Annotated in this window: 17 protein-coding genes; 5 read left to right on the top strand and 12 right to left on the bottom strand. The window is 44.6% G+C overall.

What is annotated here, in order from left to right:
• The first annotated feature begins 12 nt into the window (after positions 1 to 12).
• Together QQ041_RS12275 and QQ041_RS12270 are read left to right on the top strand one after the other, a co-directional pair.
• A complete protein-coding gene (locus tag QQ041_RS12275) occupies positions 13 to 2,040 on the top strand; it encodes an alkaline phosphatase D family protein (protein WP_285954040.1) in 2,028 nt (675 codons plus the stop codon).
• A gap of 133 nt (positions 2,041 to 2,173) precedes the next feature.
• A complete protein-coding gene (locus QQ041_RS12270) occupies positions 2,174 to 2,623 on the top strand; it encodes a TerB family tellurite resistance protein (RefSeq protein ID WP_285954039.1) in 450 nt (149 codons plus the stop codon).
• A 90-nt stretch (positions 2,624 to 2,713) separates the two neighbouring features.
• Here QQ041_RS12270 and QQ041_RS12265 read toward each other — a convergent pair whose 3' ends face one another.
• The 6 genes from QQ041_RS12265 to QQ041_RS12240 all read right to left on the bottom strand — a co-directional run bounded on the left by QQ041_RS12265 (position 2,714) and on the right by QQ041_RS12240 (position 7,800).
• Positions 2,714 to 3,151, bottom strand: coding sequence for a hypothetical protein (locus QQ041_RS12265; protein WP_285954038.1), 438 nt, complete (start codon positions 3,149 to 3,151; stop codon positions 2,714 to 2,716).
• Between the two features lie 5 nt (positions 3,152 to 3,156).
• Entirely contained in the window at positions 3,157 to 3,996 is an 840-nt protein-coding gene (locus QQ041_RS12260) for a winged helix-turn-helix domain-containing protein (RefSeq protein WP_285954037.1), read from the bottom strand.
• 272 nt (positions 3,997 to 4,268) lie between these two features.
• Positions 4,269 to 4,964, bottom strand: a complete 696-nt coding sequence (locus QQ041_RS12255; RefSeq protein ID WP_285954036.1) for a hypothetical protein — start codon at positions 4,962 to 4,964, stop codon at positions 4,269 to 4,271.
• 15 nt (positions 4,965 to 4,979) lie between these two features.
• Positions 4,980 to 5,336 (bottom strand): antibiotic biosynthesis monooxygenase, encoded by a 357-nt coding sequence (locus tag QQ041_RS12250; protein ID WP_285954035.1) that lies wholly within the window; start codon positions 5,334 to 5,336, stop codon positions 4,980 to 4,982.
• Positions 5,337 to 5,643: 307 nt separating this feature from the next.
• Complete coding sequence (locus tag QQ041_RS12245; protein WP_102321043.1) at positions 5,644 to 6,174, bottom strand: 3'-5' exonuclease; 531 nt, start codon at positions 6,172 to 6,174, stop codon at positions 5,644 to 5,646.
• An 87-nt stretch (positions 6,175 to 6,261) separates the two neighbouring features.
• Positions 6,262 to 7,800 (bottom strand): sensor domain-containing diguanylate cyclase, encoded by a 1,539-nt coding sequence (locus QQ041_RS12240; RefSeq protein WP_285954034.1) that lies wholly within the window; start codon positions 7,798 to 7,800, stop codon positions 6,262 to 6,264.
• A 349-nt stretch (positions 7,801 to 8,149) separates the two neighbouring features.
• Here QQ041_RS12240 and QQ041_RS12235 point away from each other — a divergent pair, with 349 nt between their 5' ends.
• The 3 genes from QQ041_RS12235 (at position 8,150) to QQ041_RS12225 (ending at position 13,751) form a co-directional block, all read left to right on the top strand.
• Positions 8,150 to 8,782, top strand: coding sequence for a DUF2760 domain-containing protein (locus QQ041_RS12235; RefSeq protein ID WP_285954033.1), 633 nt, complete (start codon positions 8,150 to 8,152; stop codon positions 8,780 to 8,782).
• Positions 8,782 to 10,758, top strand: a complete 1,977-nt coding sequence (locus tag QQ041_RS12230; protein WP_285954032.1) for an Hsp70 family protein — start codon at positions 8,782 to 8,784, stop codon at positions 10,756 to 10,758. Before QQ041_RS12235 ends, QQ041_RS12230 begins: the two co-directional genes overlap by 1 nt.
• 152 nt (positions 10,759 to 10,910) lie before the next feature.
• On the top strand, positions 10,911 to 13,751 hold the full coding sequence (locus QQ041_RS12225) for an Hsp70 family protein (RefSeq protein WP_285954031.1): 2,841 nt from the start codon (positions 10,911 to 10,913) through the stop codon (positions 13,749 to 13,751).
• A 155-nt stretch (positions 13,752 to 13,906) separates the two neighbouring features.
• Here QQ041_RS12225 and QQ041_RS12220 read toward each other — a convergent pair whose 3' ends face one another.
• From QQ041_RS12220 to QQ041_RS12195, 6 genes are all read right to left on the bottom strand, one after another.
• Entirely contained in the window at positions 13,907 to 14,122 is a 216-nt protein-coding gene (locus QQ041_RS12220) for a hypothetical protein (protein ID WP_012604204.1), read from the bottom strand.
• Positions 14,123 to 14,358: 236 nt separating this feature from the next.
• Positions 14,359 to 14,832 carry a DUF2947 domain-containing protein gene (locus tag QQ041_RS12215; RefSeq protein ID WP_048664809.1) on the bottom strand — a complete coding sequence of 158 codons (474 nt, stop codon included), beginning with the start codon at positions 14,830 to 14,832 and terminating at the stop codon, positions 14,359 to 14,361.
• A gap of 140 nt (positions 14,833 to 14,972) precedes the next feature.
• Entirely contained in the window at positions 14,973 to 15,560 is a 588-nt protein-coding gene (gene rimJ / locus QQ041_RS12210) for a ribosomal protein S5-alanine N-acetyltransferase (protein WP_285954030.1), read from the bottom strand.
• Between the two features lie 18 nt (positions 15,561 to 15,578).
• Positions 15,579 to 17,123, bottom strand: coding sequence for a transcriptional regulator TyrR (gene tyrR, locus QQ041_RS12205; RefSeq protein WP_019822554.1), 1,545 nt, complete (start codon positions 17,121 to 17,123; stop codon positions 15,579 to 15,581).
• Positions 17,124 to 17,246: 123 nt separating this feature from the next.
• Entirely contained in the window at positions 17,247 to 18,299 is a 1,053-nt protein-coding gene (locus QQ041_RS12200; RefSeq protein WP_285954029.1) for a YcjF family protein, read from the bottom strand.
• Between the two features lie 14 nt (positions 18,300 to 18,313).
• The gene (locus tag QQ041_RS12195) at positions 18,314 to 19,687 is read right to left on the bottom strand and encodes a YcjX family protein (RefSeq protein WP_285954028.1); all 1,374 of its coding nucleotides are present in this window, start codon (positions 19,685 to 19,687) and stop codon (positions 18,314 to 18,316) included.
• Positions 19,688 to 19,726 lie beyond the last annotated feature (39 nt).

Here is a 19,726-nt window from a genome sequence, read left to right as displayed (position 1 = left end):
TTAGGTACCGTATTGAAACCCTCTACGACATCATCTCTTCCCCTGTTACTCGCCGGACCCATTTTAAGAAAAACCACCGCGACTGAAGTGGTACTTTGGTTAGCCACCAGCTCGCCTCTTACAGGCAGAGCTGAGCTATATGTTAACGAAACAGATCTCGTTGGAGAAATCGGCCATTCCAACGTAGAGCAAGACCAACCGTTTTATACCTCATCGCTTGAAGAGCATGATTCGATTCAAATCGGTACACATGCGTGGGTAACGCTAATTCGCTTACAAGGTGAGTTTCCAACCAATACGCCCCTTGAATATGATATTCACACAGAATCAGGCTCACTAAAAGAGCTCGCCCCTCACCTTGTTTACAACGGTAAATCTCGCGTTGAGTTTAAGATATCGACCTCGGCTGATTACATTTTGCATGGCTCTTGTCGTAATCCACATCATCCAAGCAAAGACAGTTTAGTCGCAGCCGATAACAAGATTGCCGATCAAAGCATCGTAGAAAGACCCGATATGCTTATGATGAGCGGCGATCAGATCTATGCCGACCATGTGGCAGGCCCGACGCTAGATGCTATTCAGCAAGTGATTCAACGGCTTGGTCTTGTTGGTGAGAGCTTACCGACTGACTCGCAAATTAAAAAAATCAACAGCAGTGATGCTCTGTATAACAGTGAATACCACTTATATCAGCGTCATCACTATTTACCGCACCACACCGCTTCAGAATCCATGCTCGATAAGTTCTTCCCAAATCGTGGCATGCCGATTTTTAGTTCTACTGATTGTGAAAACCACTTGGTCACGCTGTCCGAGTTTATCGCGATGTACTTGTTGGTTTGGTCTCCAACACTGTGGCAATGCGTCAATCGAGAGCGTTTAATTGAGAATAACTTCACTCAAGGAGGACGCCAATTAACACCGACTGAGCAGCAACAGTGGCGTGATGAAAGCGTCATCATCGATGATTTCATTGCTGGCTTGCCGCAAGTACAACGTCTGTTCGCGCACATTCCGACTTACATGATCTTCGACGATCACGATGTTACTGACGATTGGAACCTTACCGTGGGCTGGGAGCATGCTGTCGATCAAAACCAGTTCGCTACTCAAGTGATTGGTAATGGCCTTGCCGCCTACTGGATGTGCCAGGGTTGGGGTAACAAACCGGAAAGCTTTAACGAAGCGTTCATCGAGCAAGCAAAACAGCTTTTTACTGTTCAAGTGCGTGCCATTACAGAAAGGCATAATGAAGCCGGTAATGCAGTGACTACTCACTCTATTAGCCGAATAGAACCAGACAAGCATCAAGCCTTCATTGAGATACTGAATCGCTTTGAAGAGTGGCATTACACGATAGACACTTCACCCAAAGTCATTGTGTTAGATACTCGAACCCGCCGTTGGCGTTCAGAGTCACGCATGAATAAACCTTCAGGTTTAATGGACTGGGAAGCCTTGATTGAGTTCCAACATCAGTTACTGCATCAAGATAAAGTGGTGATCGTTTCTGCTGCGCCGATGTTTGGCGTGAAGTTTATTGAAACACTGCAAAAGATGGCAACGACCATAGGCAAGCCATTAGTGATTGACGCTGAAAACTGGATGGCACACCCGGGCAGTGCTAATACGCTGATCAGCATCTTTACCCATACCAAAACACCGACCAACTTCGTGGTGCTTTCTGGCGATGTTCACTACTCATTTGCTTACGATATCAAGCTGAGATATCGCCGAAACAGCCCGAACATCTATCAAATCACCTGTAGTGGCATTAAAAATCAATTCCCTGCTCCTCTGCTTAAATTCTGCGATGTATGGGACCGTTTGTTGTACAGCCCTCGCTCAGTCTTGAACTATTTCACTAAGCGTAAACGCTTGAAGATCGAAAAGCGAAGCCCTGACAATCAGACCTTCTATCGCCTTTCAAACCGCAGTGCGATTGGTGAATTGAGGCTAGACAGCGATGGGAAACCGCAATCGATTACCACCCTGAGCGGCGATGGCAAGGTCACGCGTTTTCCGGAACCGGACTAGGATGTGTTCCTTATTGCTGGCTTATCCGTAATGTCAGTTTTAAGTAAAGGGACTTGCGATCACACTCTGTAGGCCCAATAGTTATAACTATCAGCGTTACGGAACCCGATACAAATTTTAACTGGAGCTCGTTATGTTCAATTCTCTCACATCAATGTTTAAACAGTTGATTGAAGGCCAGGACCTAAGCAAAAACCAAGGTACATCACCTAATATCGCCGTCGCGAGTTTGTTGTGTGAAGTCGCGGGTGCCGACCATCAAATCAACGAATCAGAAAGAGTCGCTAAGCTGCAGCTTCTGCAACGTTTGCTCGATCTAGATGAAGAACAAGCAAAGGCACTGCTAGAACAAGCAGAACCAAAAGTAGAGCAATCAGTATCACTGTATGACTTTACATCGCAACTTAGAGATCTCTCTCAGGCAGTGCGAATCGATTTAATCAAAGCTATGTGGGAAGTGGCGCACGCCGACGGGGAAATTGACCCTATCGAAGACTCTGTGATCCGTAAAACAGCGGAACTGCTCTACGTCGACCACAGTGACTTTATCAAGACTAAGCTGAACGTCCTCGGTAAAAGCTAACCAAAGGCTTTCTAGTCGCGTTAATGCTCTCTATTGAATTAAGCAGTAACTATTAGAGTAAACAGTAACTATCAAAGTAAATGGTATCTATTAGCGTAAACGGTCGCCATGCATGATGCCTTTAAGCTCTAACGGCGTGCCCTTTTTCGTCACATAAAGACCACGCTGATTTGATACCAACACACTGCGCTTACCTTGTGTTTGTTGAATATATAAGTGCTTAATATTGAACGTCTGTTTATCTTGGGCCTGATCTTGATCCAATTGATAAAAGTAGTAGTGATTCCCCCAACGTAAGAACACACCAAACATTTGCTTGGTTTGAACCACATTCCCATCGATGTCGTAACCAATGTACTGCATTTTAACACGGCCATTTTCCAATCGAAGTGAGATCTTTTCCCAGCCTACCATTGGGTATTTCGCGGTAAATTTATATGTACTTTTGGTTACGAGCCCAGAAATTAAGCCTACATTTAGAATCACAAAAAGCGTCAACAAGATAGGCATCCAAAACTTACGATTCATATCGGCTATCCTTGCTCATCTTCATTGTCGTCATCACAAGAGAGCGATTTAAACTGATGGCTCATCTCTTTCCAACGCCCATTTATCAACGCAACAGCTTGAATGTTCTGACACCCAACTCCGATGCGATGTAGATAGAGCGAATCAACACCGAGTTCTGACACGGTATTCAACTCGGCTAAGAGCGCTTGATCAAAATTCAAACTGTCGTGATAAACATCCATGCCGCGATAGGTCGTCTTATCCATAAAAAACGCAAACTGATAAAACAGCATAAGAATAAACACACTGACGATGGTTCCGGCGATGCTAGATTTGTGACGAACAATAAAGCGCTGCACCTGACGCCGTTTTTGTGATTCCTGTTGCTGCGTTAATAGTGGCTCGCCTGCATTGCAGTCACGCTCGGTATTAGTCCCCCTTGAAACCGAGGTTTCGCTATGATCTTTAGCTAGAGGAACTTCAATTTGAGGTGCTTCAACTTGACTAGCAGAAGTCGAGTTTGATAGATAACTATTAAGCTGTTGAGGTTTACTAAAACTGTATCCTTCCTTTTGAACCGTTAGAATTTTGCAATCACACCCGATTGAATTTAAGGCTGTGCGAATGTTCTTAACCGCAACGTTGAGCGAGCTTCCCGTGACGACCCTGCCCGGCCAACAATGCTCAAGCAAGAAGTCTCGACCAACGGCCTTCGGGCTATTCTTCACAAGATGTTCAAGGATCAGACTTTCTGAGGGAGACAAGGAGACCCGCTTATTAAAGTTCGAATCGGTAAGAGTATTATTAATAAGCTCTACACCCGAATCATCTAAGGTGATTTTTTCAGGGCTATTAGCATTCATTTAGGTGAGGGGCTCGTATATAAAAAGGTCATCAAAAAGGTATTTGTTAGGTTGAGCTAATGCCGAACCATACATAGAAAAGAATGGTGATAAGTTTAACCAATAATTGAGCCAAATATAAGCTCAGCAAGTAACAAGATGAAATAAGAATAAGGTGAGTTGGTAATGTAAACTCACTCACCTTTGTACCAAACCGTGATAAACGGAACCTAGATTAACAAAGCGATATCGAATGATATCTATAACTCTCGTTTGCTATAGTTCTCTTTTCCTTATAGATCTAACTTAAAGCCCAATTCACTAACCATGACTTCAGCAAAACCTAACCGTACCGCATTCAACTGATTGGCAACTTCGCGTGCTTGTTCTTCGTTTTTAGCCAATATCGCCATTGAATAGATTGGTCTGATCATCGCTTTTTGGTTTGGCTTCTCTTGTGCTATTTCTTGGTGTTTTAAGTAAGCAGAAGTAATCACACCTTGAGCGCTCCAATCAACAACCATTTGCAGATCTTGGCTGATAATCTCGTCGACAATGAATTGATTCTCTGGCTCTTTCCAAGCGAGTTCCACTGCGTAGTTTTTGAATGCCACATCAGTGTTTAACCACTTATTACCGATATCTCTGATTTCAGTAACCTCGACAAGCTCTTTAAATTGAAATGGTAAGTTACCAATCAACTCTCTAACGTGCTGTTCACTGTCCGCTTCAATAACAAACTTGATGAGCGGAAATTTCTTATCCCCAATAAAGCTTTCAGACACGAACATGTCATGTACCAAGCCAGCATCAATCAAGTTAGCAAATGCTTTTTTCTGCTGAGGCATCACCTCAAATACCGCTTGAGCATCATCGGTTTTCCAAGCCACTGACACGCCGTATGCCGCAGCATGACTATAGCTAGAGAATAGAATCGCTGAAAATAGAAAGCTAAAAATAGCTAAAAAGGTTCCTTGAATTGTTTCCATTATGTGGTTTCCTAATTAGTCGCGAATAATTTCATACAAGTTAGGGTCAGCAGAAACCCCTTCGACTTTTAAAGGTGGTAGCTCTTTTCTCATCACTTGTATTGCATCATGGAATTGCTTCTTACTCTCCCATTCAGCGACATTGATAAAGCGGTATGTCGCGTCCGAACTTAAAGAGCGGTGCAATTTAGTGGATATATATCCGGGTTGCTTCACCAATACATCTCGCGCATCTTCCCAATACGTTAATGTCGCAGCTTCATGGACTGGCTCGACTGAAAAAGTGTTAATCAATACAACGGGTTGTGCCGAAACCAATGCGCTCACGCTTAGGGCTCCCAATGCCATTCCATACTTAATAATGTTCTTCATCCTATTCTCCTTGTTTTGGGTGAGCTAACGCTATCATCTAGCCCTACCCAATCAAGGCTACAACCTGCGATTTAATATTAATTAAAAAGCTAAATTTAAAACCAATATTATTCACTCGTTAAATAAGCGATGTAGCCATTTACTATTGATAAACCACTCGCTGATATGAGTTTTCTTTCGATAGTAATTACCCTCAAATAGCAGGTACAAAAAAACCACCTAATAAGTAGGTGGCTCTTGATTTGAATAACTCATAAGAATCAGGCTGGTTTTAAGTTTTTAACCAAGTGCCTGTTTAACGCAATGACTACAGCATCGTCAGCGCAAGCTTTGCCAAGTTATAAGCATCAACATAACCAGAGTGCTGACGGCCTTCCCACTCAATGTTTTTCGCTTCTTGAGCGGCGCGGTGACCAATGCGTTTGTCTTTCAATCGATTCTGAACTCGATAAAGCGTTGCGATATTCAAGAACTCACTGAACGGAGGCTCGATGCCTTTCTCGATACACTCTTTGTGTAAAATGAGGTCGTCACGTCCCCACGCTGCATAGATTTTTTTTGGACCACCGAAATTTTTAATCATCGACTTGATGACAGACTCTAATGGGCGTCCCTGCTTTTCGATTTTTCGAGGTGTAATGCCCGTTAACTCGGCACAGAATAGAGAGACTTCGTCTTTCTCTGGCTTAACGTAGTATTGTGCTCGTTTCACGATAGTGCCAGATGCTAGATCAATCTCAGCAAGACCAACTTCAATGATCTCACCTGTTGTTCCTACACCGTCTTCGCTCCAACAGCACATTTCCAAATCGAAACACACCACTCGATTGTGATTCATACGTCGCCTAATTCTCTCGTCAAAAATTTCGTGAAATTGTACATGAGCCTAATAAAGAACTCGACCCTAGTCGCACTAAGTGCTCATTTAGCCTGCAATTGTGACGCGATCTCGACCATTTAACTTACTTTGATAGAGCATACTGTCGGTTTTCTGAAGTATCTCTTCAATGTTTTCTGTCGAATGAATAGTTGCACCAATACTCAACGTACAATTTAACTGTTGGCCTTTGTACTCACAATGAGAGTGGCTCACTGTACGAAGAATACATTCCAGGTATCGAGCTAACGATTCATGGTCTGATATGCTGGAAATGATACTGAATTCATCACCACCGAGACGGAACACATAATCGCCCTCCTTCAAGCTAACGGAGATAAGTTGAATCACATGAATCAACAAAGCATCACCCGCGGGGTGACCAAATTGGTCGTTGATGCCTTTAAATTTATCTACATCAAACCCAATCAAACTAAACGATTGACCAGATTCAGTGACCTTTTCTAACTCCTTGTTAAATGCACGTCGATTATAGACTTCAGTAAGGCTGTCATGGTTAGCTAAGAAGCGAAGTTCTTCGGTTCTTTCATCCAACATTTGATATAGACGTTCTTTTTCACGGATTTGCATATTCACGATATAAGCAAGTAGTAATGAAATGGTTGTACCAACCAACGCGATTCCTGTTAACACGAGATAACCATAAAAAGAGATGCAAGAATCTATTTTGTAATCAATTTTCCAATCCCGATTGGTCAATTCAATGGTCTTAGTAATGTGATGCCCTGTCACACCTTCATACCCGGCGGTTTCAAATAGAATTGGGGAATCTTCGGCTTCAAATCCCGTGTCAGTAACACGAATGTAAACATCCATATCACCGACGGCAGAGGCTAACAGGTTCTCAAAGTAGTAAGTTGTGCGAACCACGCCAATCACAACACCAAGTAGGTTATCACTTTCGCCTTCAAACACAGGGTGATAAACCAACATGCCGCTCTTTAGGGTATCTTGATCTAGGCCGTCTTGTATCAGACGTACCTTGTCTGAAATATTCGCTTCGCGGGTCTGTTTGATGTTTTCTAGAACACGTTTGAATCGCTCACGAGAAGAGTAAAAGCCAAGTACCTTGTCGTTAGCAGCAGTATTGGGATACAAATCAGTCGCAATAAAAGCCGGCTCACCGTCTAAGATGTAGCCATAGGTTTTTGCTTCATGCTTCGGGATGGTGAACAGCTTATAGGATGGATACTTTTCTTTCATCTGAGCCGTGTGTTCAGCAATCTCATCCGGCTCCACTTTTTGCATCCACTGCAAGCCGATTAAGCTTTTTGAGCCGTTTATAGTTTGCTGAGCAAAACGATCAAATTTATCCCAGTTTTCAGGTTCGTTAGAATAGAAAAAATTAGCCCCAGAGCCGATATAAGCCACATCATTGTCGATAAACGCTTCCAAGCTCAGTGTCTGGTGAGTAGCAAAGCTATCCAGATTCATATTTAGCGCACGGTTTTGGTTGAGTGCGACTAATATAAAACACAACACAGTAATCAAAAAACTGATCGAAAACACGACCAGTGGGAGCGTTCGTCTCTTCAACCCTGTTAGTGGGTCGGTAGTGTGTGGCATAAAGGTTCCAATTAGGCTTCGATGAACTAAAAGTATATAACGGAAGGGAATGACGCTCCATTTAAGTTTTCGTCCTAAAAATGACATAAATCGCGCACAGTTTACTTCGCCCTCACATCACAGGTTAACAATCGACCAAATCTCGACTAAATTTCAAGCTAACACACTCAAAAACCACTTGTTTGAAAACATTAAATACCACTCTTAGGCCTTGAATATGCTAGTATCCATCCATATTTATAGCTTGAAAGTGACCATTTCGGCTTCGTGCCATTGAGTTTCTTTCCAATCTGTATATTCCTTTGAACCGACGAATATACCGTTAAATCAATTTTAAAGAGAAATCACTATGATCGTTGATTTGAACCTAATTCCACAAACGTTTGATATGCTTCACGCAGGCCTAACTGCATCAAGCGTTTTACTACTGCTAATTGCTGTTTCTCGTAAATCCAAAGTGGTTGAGAAAATTGTAGAAAAACCAGTAGAAAAGATCGTTGAAGTTGAAAAGCCAGTTGAGAAAATTGTCGAAGTAGAGAAAGTTGTCGAAGTTGAACGTGTTATCGAAAAAGTAGTAGAAGTTGAATCTAAGCTAGCAACCGCACCGACTGATTCAGCAATGCAATTACTGTCTATCATGCAGCAAGAAGCGCGCTTAATCGACTTCCTAAAAGAAGACCTGACGTCATTCTCTGATGAAGAAGTGGGCGCAGCGGCACGTGTTATTCACACTGGCGGCCAAAAAGTATTAGCAGATTACGTAACGCTTTCTCACATCCGCAACGAAGATGAAGAAACTCGTATCACGGTTGTTGAAGGTTTCAACCCACAAGAAATTCGCCTAACAGGCAACGTAACGGGCAATGCACCATTCAACGGCACACTGGTTCACAAAGGTTGGAAAGCAACTGATATGAACCTGCCAAAGCTTGCTGAGAACTACGATGCATCTGTGATTGCACCGGCAGAGGTGGAGCTATAATGGAACACCAAAGTCATTCAGCTCAAGAGCATTCACAAGCACTATCTTCTCAAGAGCAACATCAGGCACCTAAGTTCAGTGTTGGTATCGATTTAGGTACTACACATTGCGTTTTGTCTTACATCGACACAAACAATGAAGACGCTCGTGTAGAGGTGATGCCAATCCCTCAACTGACGGCGCCAGGTACAGTAGAAACTCGCAGCCAACTTGGCTCGTTCCTATACCAACCGCACGAACATGAAATGAATGCGGGCTCTCGCGTTCTTCCTTGGTCTTCTGAGCCTAAAGCTCTAGTGGGTGCAATTGCGCGTAACCTTGGTTCTAAAACCCCTATCCGTTTGGTAGCAAGTGCTAAATCTTGGCTATGCCACGGTGGTGTAAACCGTCGCGATGCATTCCTTCCTGCAGGTAGCCCAGAAGAAGTGGAAAAGGTATCTCCTCTTAAAACGACTGAACTATACCTTGAGCACCTTAAAGACGCATGGAACCACGCTAATCCAGAACACAAACTGGCAGACCAAGATGTTACGATCACGGTTCCGGCTTCGTTTGATCCTGCTGCTCGCGACCTAACAGCTGAAGCTGCACGTAATGTTGGTTTCACTCATCTAACGCTGTTAGAAGAGCCTCAAGCAGCACTTTACAGCTGGATTGATAACAGCAACGACACATGGCGTGATGAAGTAAACGTTGGTGACATCGTTCTTGTTATCGATATCGGTGGTGGTACTACCGACCTTTCGTTAGTTGAAGTAACGCAAGACGACGGTAACCTGAGCCTGAACCGTATCGCAGTAGGTGAACACATCCTACTGGGCGGCGACAACATGGACTTGGCTCTTGCTTACCGCTTGAAGATGAAACTGGCTCAAGAAGGCAAAGAGCTGGCTCCTTGGCAGGTTCAAGCAATGACTCACGCATGTCGTGATGCGAAAGAAGCACTGCTAAACGATGCTGAACTGCAATCTGTACCAATCGTAGTACCTAGCCGTGGTTCTAAACTGCTTGGCGCGACGCTGAAAACAGAACTGACTCAGCAAGAAGTACAACAGACATTGGTTGATGGCTTCTTCCCTAAAGTTGCTGTAACTGAGCACCCTGTACAAAAGACGCGCGGCGCACTGACTCAAATGGGTCTGCCTTACGCTCAAGACGCAGGTATCACTCGTCACATTGCTGCATTCCTTTCTAAGCAAGCGAACGCGCTTTCTGGAAATAGCGAAACGGCTCAACAAGATTTCAATCCGTTTGCAAACATGCCCGGTATGCCCGGTACAGAAGCGCAAGGGTCAGAAGCGCCAGCGGCTGATTTCATCAAGCCAACAGCAATCCTGTTCAACGGTGGTGTTCTAAAATCTAACCTACTTGCTGATCGTCTTTCAGACACGATCAACGAGTGGTTGATCAACGCTGACGCTGAATTTGCGAAGCAACTTTCAGGTTTGGATCTAGACCTTGCGGTTGCAAGTGGTGCTTCTTACTACGGCGCAGTACGTCGTGGTCAAGGCGTTCGTATCCGTGGCGGTATTGCATCTTCTTACTACGTAGGAATCGAAAGCGCGATGCCAGCAATCCCAGGTATGGCTCCTCCAATGGAAGCACTATGTGTTGCACCGTTTGGTATGGAAGAAGGCTCAAACGTTCAAGTACCTAGCCAAGAGTTCGGTCTAGTGATTGGTCAGCCTGTTCACTTCCAATTCTTCGGTTCAACAACTCGTCGTGAAGATGAAGCCGGTACGCACCTTGATCACTGGGCGCCAGAAGAGCTAGATGAGCTTCCTGAAATCCAAGTGACACTGCCTGTTTCTGAAGGCCGTCGCGAAGGTGAAGTGGTTCCGGTTACTTTGGCTTCTCGCGTTACTGAGCTTGGTACTCTATACCTAGAAGCAATTGCCACTGACAACGGTCAGAAATGGCACGTTGAGTTCGACGTTCGTGAAGATTCGAACAACGACTTAAACGAAGAAGCATAATGAATCAACGGCACCTTAGCGGGTGCCGTTATTTTATCAATACCGTTCCAACCCAGTCCTACCTATTTCTCAGGAATGGCGTATACGAATAACAACAATAAGACCAAATCTATAAACACACTGGTCATCACTCTGGAAGAATAAGGTTTTGTATGGCAACTCCTCGTTTTTTAGTCGGCATTGACTTAGGCACAACGAATACGGTTGTCGCTTACTGTGAAATCAACGACGACCTACAACATGCTCCCGTTTCTCTTTTCGATATTGACCAACTCATCGGCCCCGGTGAAGTGGTTCGCAAGCCTCTACTTCCTTCATTTCGTTACCACCCAGCACAAGGTCAAATCTCCCCTTCAGACCTGACGATGCCGTGGGAACCAAGCCCAGTTGAAGGCGATATCAAAAATGTTATCGTCGGTGAATGGGCGCGTGAATTGGGCGCTAAGGTTGAAGGCCGCCAAGTATCAAGTGCGAAGAGTTGGTTATCGCACCAAGCGGTTGACCGTAACTCCGATATTCTCCCTTGGGCAGGCGCAGCTGATGTCGATAAAGTATCGCCGGTTGTCGCGAGTGCGAGCTACCTGAATCACATTCGCCAAGCATGGAACTACCGTAATCCTAGCAATAAGCTTGAAGACCAAGATGTTGTGGTTACCGTTCCCGCTTCATTCGATGAGACAGCACGTAAACTAACACTCGAAGCAGCAGAACTAGCAGGCTTAGGTAAGATTCTGTTACTCGAAGAGCCGCAAGCCGTTTGTTATGACTGGTATGCACGTCACCAACAAACCGCAGCAGATGAACTTCAACAGATCCCACTGATTCTAGTGTGTGATGTTGGTGGCGGTACCACCGACTTGAGCTTAATTGAAGCCAAGTTCGATGCGAATAGCGACGGTAATAACGAGCTCGCACTCGACCGTATCGGCGTTGGCGAACACTTGATGCTCGGTGGTGACAACCTCGACTTAGCACTTGCTCACCTTGCTGAGCAACGCTTCAATCAAAACAAAAAGCTGAATGCCTCTAGCCTAACCAAACTGATTCAGCAGACTCGCGCTGCAAAAGAGAGCCTGCTTTCTGCCAATGCACCAGATGATGTGAAGATCACCATGCTAGGTAGCGGTTCTAAACTACTTGGCGGAACTAAGAGTATTGGTTTAACCAAACAAGAAGTTCATCAAATCGCATTGGAAGGTTTCTTCCCGCTTTCTGAGTTTACAGAAGTGCCAGACAAACGCCGCAGTGCTGTTGTTGAATTTGGCCTGCCTTACGTGGCTGACCCTGCGGTGAGTAAGCATGTGGCAGAATTCCTAGCAACTCACCAACAAGTGTCTAAAGCCGCTCTGGAAAACTCAGACTCGATTGAGTTCGATGACACCAAACCTGCAATTCCCGTTGGCGTACTACTCAATGGTGGTGTGTTCAACAGTGAATTGGTCACTGAGCGAATCACTCAGCTACTGGGCAACTGGAACGGTTCTCCAATCACAGTGCTTGATAACCCTCATCCAGATTGGTCTGTTGCCCTTGGCGCGGTTGCCTTTGGTAAAGCCCGCCGTGGCGCGCAACTGAAAATCGGTGGCGGTGCCGCTCGTTCTTACTTCTTGCATCTACAAGAGAAGAACAAGATGGGCAAAGCACTTTGTCTGCTTGCCAAGGGGACTGAGGAAGGACAAGAGATACGCTTAAACAGCCGTCGTTTCTCGCTGACTTTAGGTGAGCCAGTACGATTTAATCTACTGACTTCAACACACGATCAAATTGCTCACGACACCGCCATTCAAAACGGCGTGATGGTCAATGTGGATGCCGATTTGTTCTCTCCTCTTCCACCTTATATTTCGACCTTGGAAGGCTCAGGTACTGCAGAGCTTCAAGCCAACCAAAAAGAACGCGTCGAAGTTTTACTCGCTTGTCAGTTAACGGAAGTCGGCACACTGAAAATGGAGTGTGTAAGTACAGAAGATGACTCTAAGCGTTGGTTGCTCGAGTTTGAAGTGAGAAACAAGCAAGGCGATGAATCTGATGCCTCCACACTTCATCCAAGATTGGAAGAGTGCAAGGAGTTGATTTCTCGCCTCTACAGTGGCAACAAAAAGAGTGCTGAATCGAAAGAGATCAAGACACTATCTAAAGATCTTGAGAAGCGACTAGGTAAACGCGATGAATGGGACTTCACGACCCTTCGTCACCTGTTTGATACCTTCTCATTAGGTCGTAAGCGTCGCCGCCGTTCAGAAGCACACGAGAAGAACTGGCTGCGTTTGGCGGGATACTCGCTACGTCCTGGCTTTGGCGATCCGACTGACTCATGGCGTATCGAACAAATTTGGGGCCTTTACCAACAGAACATTCAGTTTAAGAACCATCAAGGTTGGACGGACTGGTGGGTATTCTGGCGTCGTGTCGCTGGTGGACTAAACCAAGAGCAGCAAGAAAGTATCTTGGCAGACATCGCTAAGTACCTTCACCCAGGTGCAATGAAGAACCCCAAAACAGCCAAAGATGCGCAAGACAATGGTTATGAAGCTATGGTTCGTTTAGCGGCGTCGCTTGAGCAACTTGAGGTTGAAGACAAAGTACTGCTGGCAAGTTGGTTCTTAAGCAAAGCGATTAATCATAACCAATTTGAACAAGCGCACTGGTGGGCGCTAGGTCGATTAGCATCAAGAACACCTTTGTATGGTAGCCAACACAGCGTGATTCCTAGAGAACAAGCTGAACAGTGGTTACCTAAACTGCTTGAACAGAACTGGCATAAAGAGCAAATGATCGCCTTTGCAGCGGTGATGATTTGTCGTAAAACCGGTGACCGTCAGTTTGATATCTCTGACGACTATCGCAATCAAGTGATTGAGAAGCTCAAGCAAAGCAAGGTGCCAGAGTCTTGGTTAACGCTAGTGAGTGAAGTAACAGAGCTTTCTGAGAACGAGTCTAAGCGTGTGTTTGGTGATGCGTTACCAAGTGGATTAAGCCTGATTAATAACTAGTTTTAAAACTCGTTATTTTGAGTGCTGACTAGTAAAGAAAAAGCCACTTTCGATTCGTTGAAAGTGGCTTTTTTATTGGTAGGTTAAGGCTGGTATGTGTCGTTGATAATCAGCTTTGGGGTTAAGAGCCTTAGCCGTATTGCAGTTAATCATTGTTAATGTTTAGTTCCAGTTGGGTTGATAGGAAAATCCGTATTCTCATAAATGTCAGATAGTTTTTTCGGTTTCTTCTCTTTAGCTCCTTTATTTGATTGATTATGAGTTTCGCTTAAAAGCCATTCCTCATGCATTTTTGCTGAATCCAAAAACTCTGGATCTTCCATTGCTTCCTTGCGAAGTTTATTTACACGTTCGAGAGTATCCCAAATCATAATACTTCACCTCCACTAAGGCAGTACTATAAATATAGTTAATAGAGACAAAACCTCAATGTTACCAATGGGATAGAGATCTCAATTTTGGAATTTTATTGTTTTAACGCAGCTACAAACACCACGAAAAACAAGTTGCAAAACAGATTACGTTATCGACGATCCTCAGCGATCATCAGGCACAAAAAAGCGAGCTCTAGGCTCGCTTTTCTATAGCTTGTAACTCGTTCTACAGCTTATGCTCGGTTCCCGATTTTCACAGTGCCGTTTGTTGCAAACCAAAGTGCTTCTGAGCGACGGCGACCTAATAAAATTGGGCCGTCATCGTAGAACAAAAAGTTTTTCCAATGCTTCTTGAAAATCGCCCATTTGGTTTCAAGAACATTGTATTTTTCGTAACAAAAATAAACAGTTACATCATCTTGCCAATCGATAAAATTAAGAATCTCTTCTGGCATTTCAGGCTCATCCGCTTCCCAATGCGCCATCCAGCTGATCTCTTCATTCCAGTTCGATGCTTTGCTTGGCCAGTCTTGTGAGCTTAGGCGTTCTGCATCTGGGCTTTGAGGGCTCACGTTCTCTTTCCAGAACTGAGATGCTCTCGCCTGTGTCATTGGTTTAATCTTTTCCAAGTCCTCAGCTGGCAGTGGCATTGACTGGTGAGTAAAAATCCATTTTCTTTGGTATTCGTCCAAAGTTGTGTATGACATCAAAATTCCTCAAATATCTTCTCAGGCTGATGGATCTACCATGCCTATATGTTCTTTTTTGATACAGCGGCGATGTCTAATCGCTTGATATTCGCTGCCTTTAAATTCGTTGTTAGCTTGTGCGCTTAAATACTATTTATTTAAACATTACGTTTGTCTTCCCAGTTTGGGTTAACTAACGCGGTCAGTACATGGTCTTCCCATTTACCGTTAATCTGTAAGTAGTCTTTGGCAAAGCCTTCTCGAACAAAACCAAGATGTTCCAATACGCTCGCACTGCGTTCATTGTGAGGCATGTAGCCCGCCATTAAGCGATGCATGTTCTGCACATCAAACATGTAGTCTTTGGCCATATTCAAGCCTCTGCGCATGTAACCGTGGCCTTGTGCACTTTGAGCCAATGAGTAGCCAACGTTACACGCGTAGAACGGGAAACGAGACAAATTACTGAACGAGATAGTCCCTAACATTTCGTTAGAGTCCGCATTAATCAATAAACAATAGTAACCAAGCCCCATTTTATGAAGCTCGTTTAACTTAATCAGGCGCTGTGCCCAGCCCGTTCTATCAAAAAATGCATCTTCGCGAATTGGCTCCCAAGGTTTCAGGTACTCTCGGTTAACCTGAAAATACTCACTGATCATAATTGCATCGTCTATCTCAGCGGTGCGCAAAATCAGATTCCCATCTCGCTTGTAAATGCGTTCCGGTGTGCTCAAATCTTCCATAATCTTGTTCTTATTCGATCAGTTCTTTCTGATACCGTAGTCACGAAGCTTATTCGCAATTGAGGTATGAGATACATTCAAACGCTTTGCAAGCTTACGACTTGATGGGAAAGACTGGTAAAGCTTTTCTAGAATCTGAGATTCGTAGTCTTTCATGATTTCATCGAGCGAGCCGTCTAAGCTCAGGTTCGCCATTCCAGCTGTCATTGTTTCAAGCTGTGGCAAATGGAATTGCTCAACCGTTAGTGTGTCTGAGTCCAACTCTGTTAGCGCACGAAGAACCATGTTGTCCAATTGACGAATGTTGCCCGGCCATTGGTAATTACCAAGCTGGTCGATTAACTCTTGAGTCAGTTTTGGTTTTAACATACCTAATTGCTGCGCGTACTTTGCAACGAACAATTCCAACAGCGGTGCTACGTCGTTTGAGCGTTCACGCAATGCTGGAATAGACAGAGTCAGTACATTCAAGCGATAGAACAAATCTTCACGGAACGAACCCGAGTCTGCTAATTCAGAAAGACGATGACGCGTTGATGCAATAATACGAACATCAGCGTGCATCTCTTCTTCTTCACCAACACGACGGAATGAACCATCTTGTAAGAAACGCAGCAGTTTGATTTGTAGATGCGGGCTCATCTCGCCAATTTCATCTAAAAATACCGTACCGCCATTCGCTTGCTCGAAAATGCCTTTATGACCTTGCTCATGGTTGAATGAACCCGGCGCATGACCAAACAATTCCGTTTCCGCTACGTCATCAGGCATCGATGCACAGCTTAGAATCAAGAATGGGAAAGAAGAACGATTAGAACGGTTATGACACGCTTTCGCCAACATCTCTTTGCCTGTACCTGTATCGCCTTCAATTAATAGAGGCTGATCCAGCATAGCCAATTTCTTAGCTTGGCTGATCAAGGCTTTATGGCGATTAGAGACACCAACAAAATGTTCGAAACCTAGGTTGTTCTGTTCTGGGATTGAATCTGGCGAGTTCATCTCTTGGTTACAAGAACGAATCGTCATTACTGCGCTCGCCAGTACCGCTTCGTTGACATCACCACCAAGGTAAATCGGCAGGATCTCAATAGAGAAATCTAAACCATCCAACACGACAACTTCACGATGGCGCGTTACATCACCTTCGATCCAGCGAGCAAAGTTAAAGCTAGGAACAAACGTCGCTAGTGGTTCACCGATCACTTCGTCTTCTTGCTTGTTGAAGAGGTTCAACGCAGCGTGGTTAGCCATATCGACTGAGCCTTTAAGGTCAATCGCAATAACAGGGTCAGGTAGGTTTGCCAGCAGAGCAATCAGCTCGGTATTATGCCTTTCGCTTGGCATAAATTGGATTTTACGTACATCCTTCACACCTGAAATTCGGCGAATTTCAGCCATAAGTTCACTAAAAGCATCAAAATCGATATCAGGGCAGTTTAGGTAGATAATGCCTTTAACATCAATTTCGATTCCTCTTAAATCAATGCTTTTTGAGGCCAAGATATCGAGCAACTCACGCGTTAAGCCGAGTCTGTCTTCACACAATACTTCAAGACGCACAAATAGTCCTATTATAGGTGTCAGGATAAGTTGACAGTAGTGTGGATTAAGCTCTGAGTTCAGTCAAGAAGAAGAGTAAACATATGTTTACTCTTCTTCTCAAACTATTGAGCTTTCAATGCTTTATTTGAGAGTAATACGCTTTATTTCTAAAAGAACGGCTTTGCGGAGGTCTGCCAGTTTTACTTTTCGCTCGTTATGCCAAGGCATTGGGCGAAGCAATGTCATGGCTTTTAACCCTAATCGAGCAGTCAGAATACCGACACCTAAGCCCTGACCTGCTCGAGCTGAGACTTTACCAGCTAAGTCCATCGAGACGAGATCCATACTTGCGTCTATCGCGAGTTCACTCGCCCCTGCTGCTGCCATGTTGATTAATACCAACTTAAACAGCTTAATGCGAGACCAGTAGCCAAGCTCAATGCCATACACATCAGCAAGCTTATCTATCATAGTGAAATTACGCCACGCCACCAGCAACATATCAGCCGCCGCCAATGGACTCACTGCAACCAAAGCAGCCGATTCGGTTGAAAACTTAGTGACAATTTGAGTCGCCACTTTGTCTTGCTGGGCGACAACCAGAGCATCGTACATATCCAACACTTCAGCATCGCTGTGTGCTGGGTTAATGCTGTTTCGCCATTTATCGTAAGCTGGAGACTCAGCAATAATGCCGCCCTGCTTTGCGATGTTTTCACAGAACGCTTTACCCTTGCCGACACTTTGGCTTTGCAAGAGCTCTTCACTCTGCTCTTGCACACTAAAGTGATCTTTAAGCGAGCGCAGTTTCCATAGCTCTTTGCCTATTGCGCCTAAACCCAATGAAGCAATGGCAGCAATAAAGCCAGCCCAACCCAACGCAAGCCAATCGGCAGTTTGAATCGCGATTATGACCGAATCAATTGCCTGCCATCCAACTAGGCCAGAAAAAGCGACCAGTAAGCCCGTTCCAAACCACTTCTTCGTTTTGTTCGGTCGAATCACCTGTTCCAATTGCTGCTCAGCTTCACCATCAAGGTCAGTTTCCACTTGTGGTGCGACAGGTACAAATTTTTCTTGCTCTGTGAACAGTTGTTGAGCGCCTAAATCCGGGCCAACTTCGTTCTTATCTTGCTCATCAAAAGAGGTCTTCAACGGTTCATTAAAGACCTGCTTTGTTTTTAATTCACTCATTTTGATTGCCTCAATTACTTCAACTTGTCGCCAATGAGATACTCTAAAACCTTGTCGACTCTTAGGTGTTGGCAAGGCTCATCGGAATGTTGCTCCATCGGCCTAAAGCTCGTGAAATCAAACTGGTTGCTTTCCCAATACTGTTTATTGGGCAACTTACGCGGCACTTCTCCCGGATACATGGTTTGAGAGACATTATCCAAAGTCACACCTTGCAACGCCGGAACATTGTCTGAGCCCGACGAGATATAACCCGCACTGGTCGCTTGAATAGACGCGATACTCATACAACTCATGTCTATGTGTTCAAACGCCGCTTGTTGCCAAGCCGGATGCACCATCTGTTGTAACAGTGACACCAAGTTCGGATGTTGATCCGGTGTCACGTGGTCAGCTTTAGTGGCTGCAAACAAGATCTTGTCGATCTTCGGCGCGAATAAGCGTCTTAAGATATTGCTTCGACCGTACTTAAAGCTCTTCAATAACTGTTCAAGTGCACCACGCATATCCATGAAAGAGTCATAACCCGCATTGAGTGGCTGCAAGCAATCCACCAACACGATTTGTCTGTCGAACGTCGCGAAGTGATTCTTGTAGAACGCTTTCACTACCTTCTGTTGATACTCTTCATAACGCGCTTTCAGTACCGCATAGTTACTTGTTTTTGAGAACTTACCCTCAGGTGCGATACACGGGAAGAATTGCAGCACAGGCGCGCCTTCAAGCTCACCGGGTAATACGAATCGACCCGGCTGTACCCAATGCAGTCCGTTACTTTTACAAGTATGAAGGTACTGGGTGTAGCTATCGGCAATCGCGACCAGTTTCTTTTCGTCCGCTTCTGCTAGCAAGTCGATATCACCACGCATTACGTTCCACTCTTGCGAGTAGGTTTCTCTATCCCCTTTCAACGCAGCGAATTGAGAATGACTCCAGGTTTCAAAATCCATATCCAGTAAGGGTAAATCAAGCAGCCATTCGCCTGGGTAATCGACAATATCGAGATAAAGGGTGCTGTTTTTACTCAGTAGTTTTTTTGCGCCCTTCGCTGGCTTATATTTGATAGCTAGACGAATCTCACTGACATCACGCGTTGGCACAGGCCATTCTGGTGGCTGTGCATTCAACGACTCCATCGCTTCATCATATGAGAAACGTGGAATCATCATGTTGTGTTGAGGGATCCGCTTTGCACCAATAATTCTTCCATCTCTCGCCGATGCAAGCAGTGGTAGGTTTTTATGGGTAGACGTATGAAGAAGCTGATTAACCAGCGAAGTAATGAATGCTGTCTTACCCGCACGAGAAAGCCCCGTGACCGCTACTCGAATATGAGAATCCGTTCCTCTGCTTATAAAGTCACTCATTTCTTGAGTTAGGTGTTTCATTTGAACGACTCCGTGATAATTAGGCTAGCTGATTATGAT

Origin of the sequence: Vibrio sp. TMPB1044, assembly GCF_030442075.1 — a bacterium.
Lineage (GTDB): Bacteria > Pseudomonadota > Gammaproteobacteria > Enterobacterales > Vibrionaceae > Vibrio > Vibrio satsumensis.
The sequence above is the reverse complement of the archived record's forward strand: the minus strand, read 5'-3'. Positions and strand labels throughout refer to the sequence as shown.

What these genes read in the sequence shown, in the direction of transcription:
- rimJ (WP_285954030.1), bottom strand. Translation starts at nt 15,560, where the DNA reads ATGGAAGATTTGAGCACACCGGAACGCATTTACAAGCGAGATGGGAAT.
- QQ041_RS12255 (WP_285954036.1), bottom strand. Translation starts at nt 4,964, where the DNA reads ATGGAAACAATTCAAGGAACCTTTTTAGCTATTTTTAGCTTTCTATTT.
- QQ041_RS12230 (WP_285954032.1), top strand. Translation starts at nt 8,782, where the DNA reads ATGGAACACCAAAGTCATTCAGCTCAAGAGCATTCACAAGCACTATCT.
- QQ041_RS12195 (WP_285954028.1), bottom strand. Translation starts at nt 19,687, where the DNA reads ATGAAACACCTAACTCAAGAAATGAGTGACTTTATAAGCAGAGGAACG.
- QQ041_RS12215 (WP_048664809.1), bottom strand. Translation starts at nt 14,832, where the DNA reads ATGTCATACACAACTTTGGACGAATACCAAAGAAAATGGATTTTTACT.
- QQ041_RS12220 (WP_012604204.1), bottom strand. Translation starts at nt 14,122, where the DNA reads ATGATTTGGGATACTCTCGAACGTGTAAATAAACTTCGCAAGGAAGCA.
- QQ041_RS12225 (WP_285954031.1), top strand. Translation starts at nt 10,911, where the DNA reads ATGGCAACTCCTCGTTTTTTAGTCGGCATTGACTTAGGCACAACGAAT.
- QQ041_RS12200 (WP_285954029.1), bottom strand. Translation starts at nt 18,299, where the DNA reads ATGAGTGAATTAAAAACAAAGCAGGTCTTTAATGAACCGTTGAAGACC.
- QQ041_RS12260 (WP_285954037.1), bottom strand. Translation starts at nt 3,996, where the DNA reads ATGAATGCTAATAGCCCTGAAAAAATCACCTTAGATGATTCGGGTGTA.
- QQ041_RS12270 (WP_285954039.1), top strand. Translation starts at nt 2,174, where the DNA reads ATGTTCAATTCTCTCACATCAATGTTTAAACAGTTGATTGAAGGCCAG.
- QQ041_RS12245 (WP_102321043.1), bottom strand. Translation starts at nt 6,174, where the DNA reads ATGAATCACAATCGAGTGGTGTGTTTCGATTTGGAAATGTGCTGTTGG.
- QQ041_RS12250 (WP_285954035.1), bottom strand. Translation starts at nt 5,336, where the DNA reads ATGAAGAACATTATTAAGTATGGAATGGCATTGGGAGCCCTAAGCGTG.
- QQ041_RS12235 (WP_285954033.1), top strand. Translation starts at nt 8,150, where the DNA reads ATGATCGTTGATTTGAACCTAATTCCACAAACGTTTGATATGCTTCAC.
- QQ041_RS12265 (WP_285954038.1), bottom strand. Translation starts at nt 3,151, where the DNA reads ATGAATCGTAAGTTTTGGATGCCTATCTTGTTGACGCTTTTTGTGATT.
- QQ041_RS12240 (WP_285954034.1), bottom strand. Translation starts at nt 7,800, where the DNA reads ATGCCACACACTACCGACCCACTAACAGGGTTGAAGAGACGAACGCTC.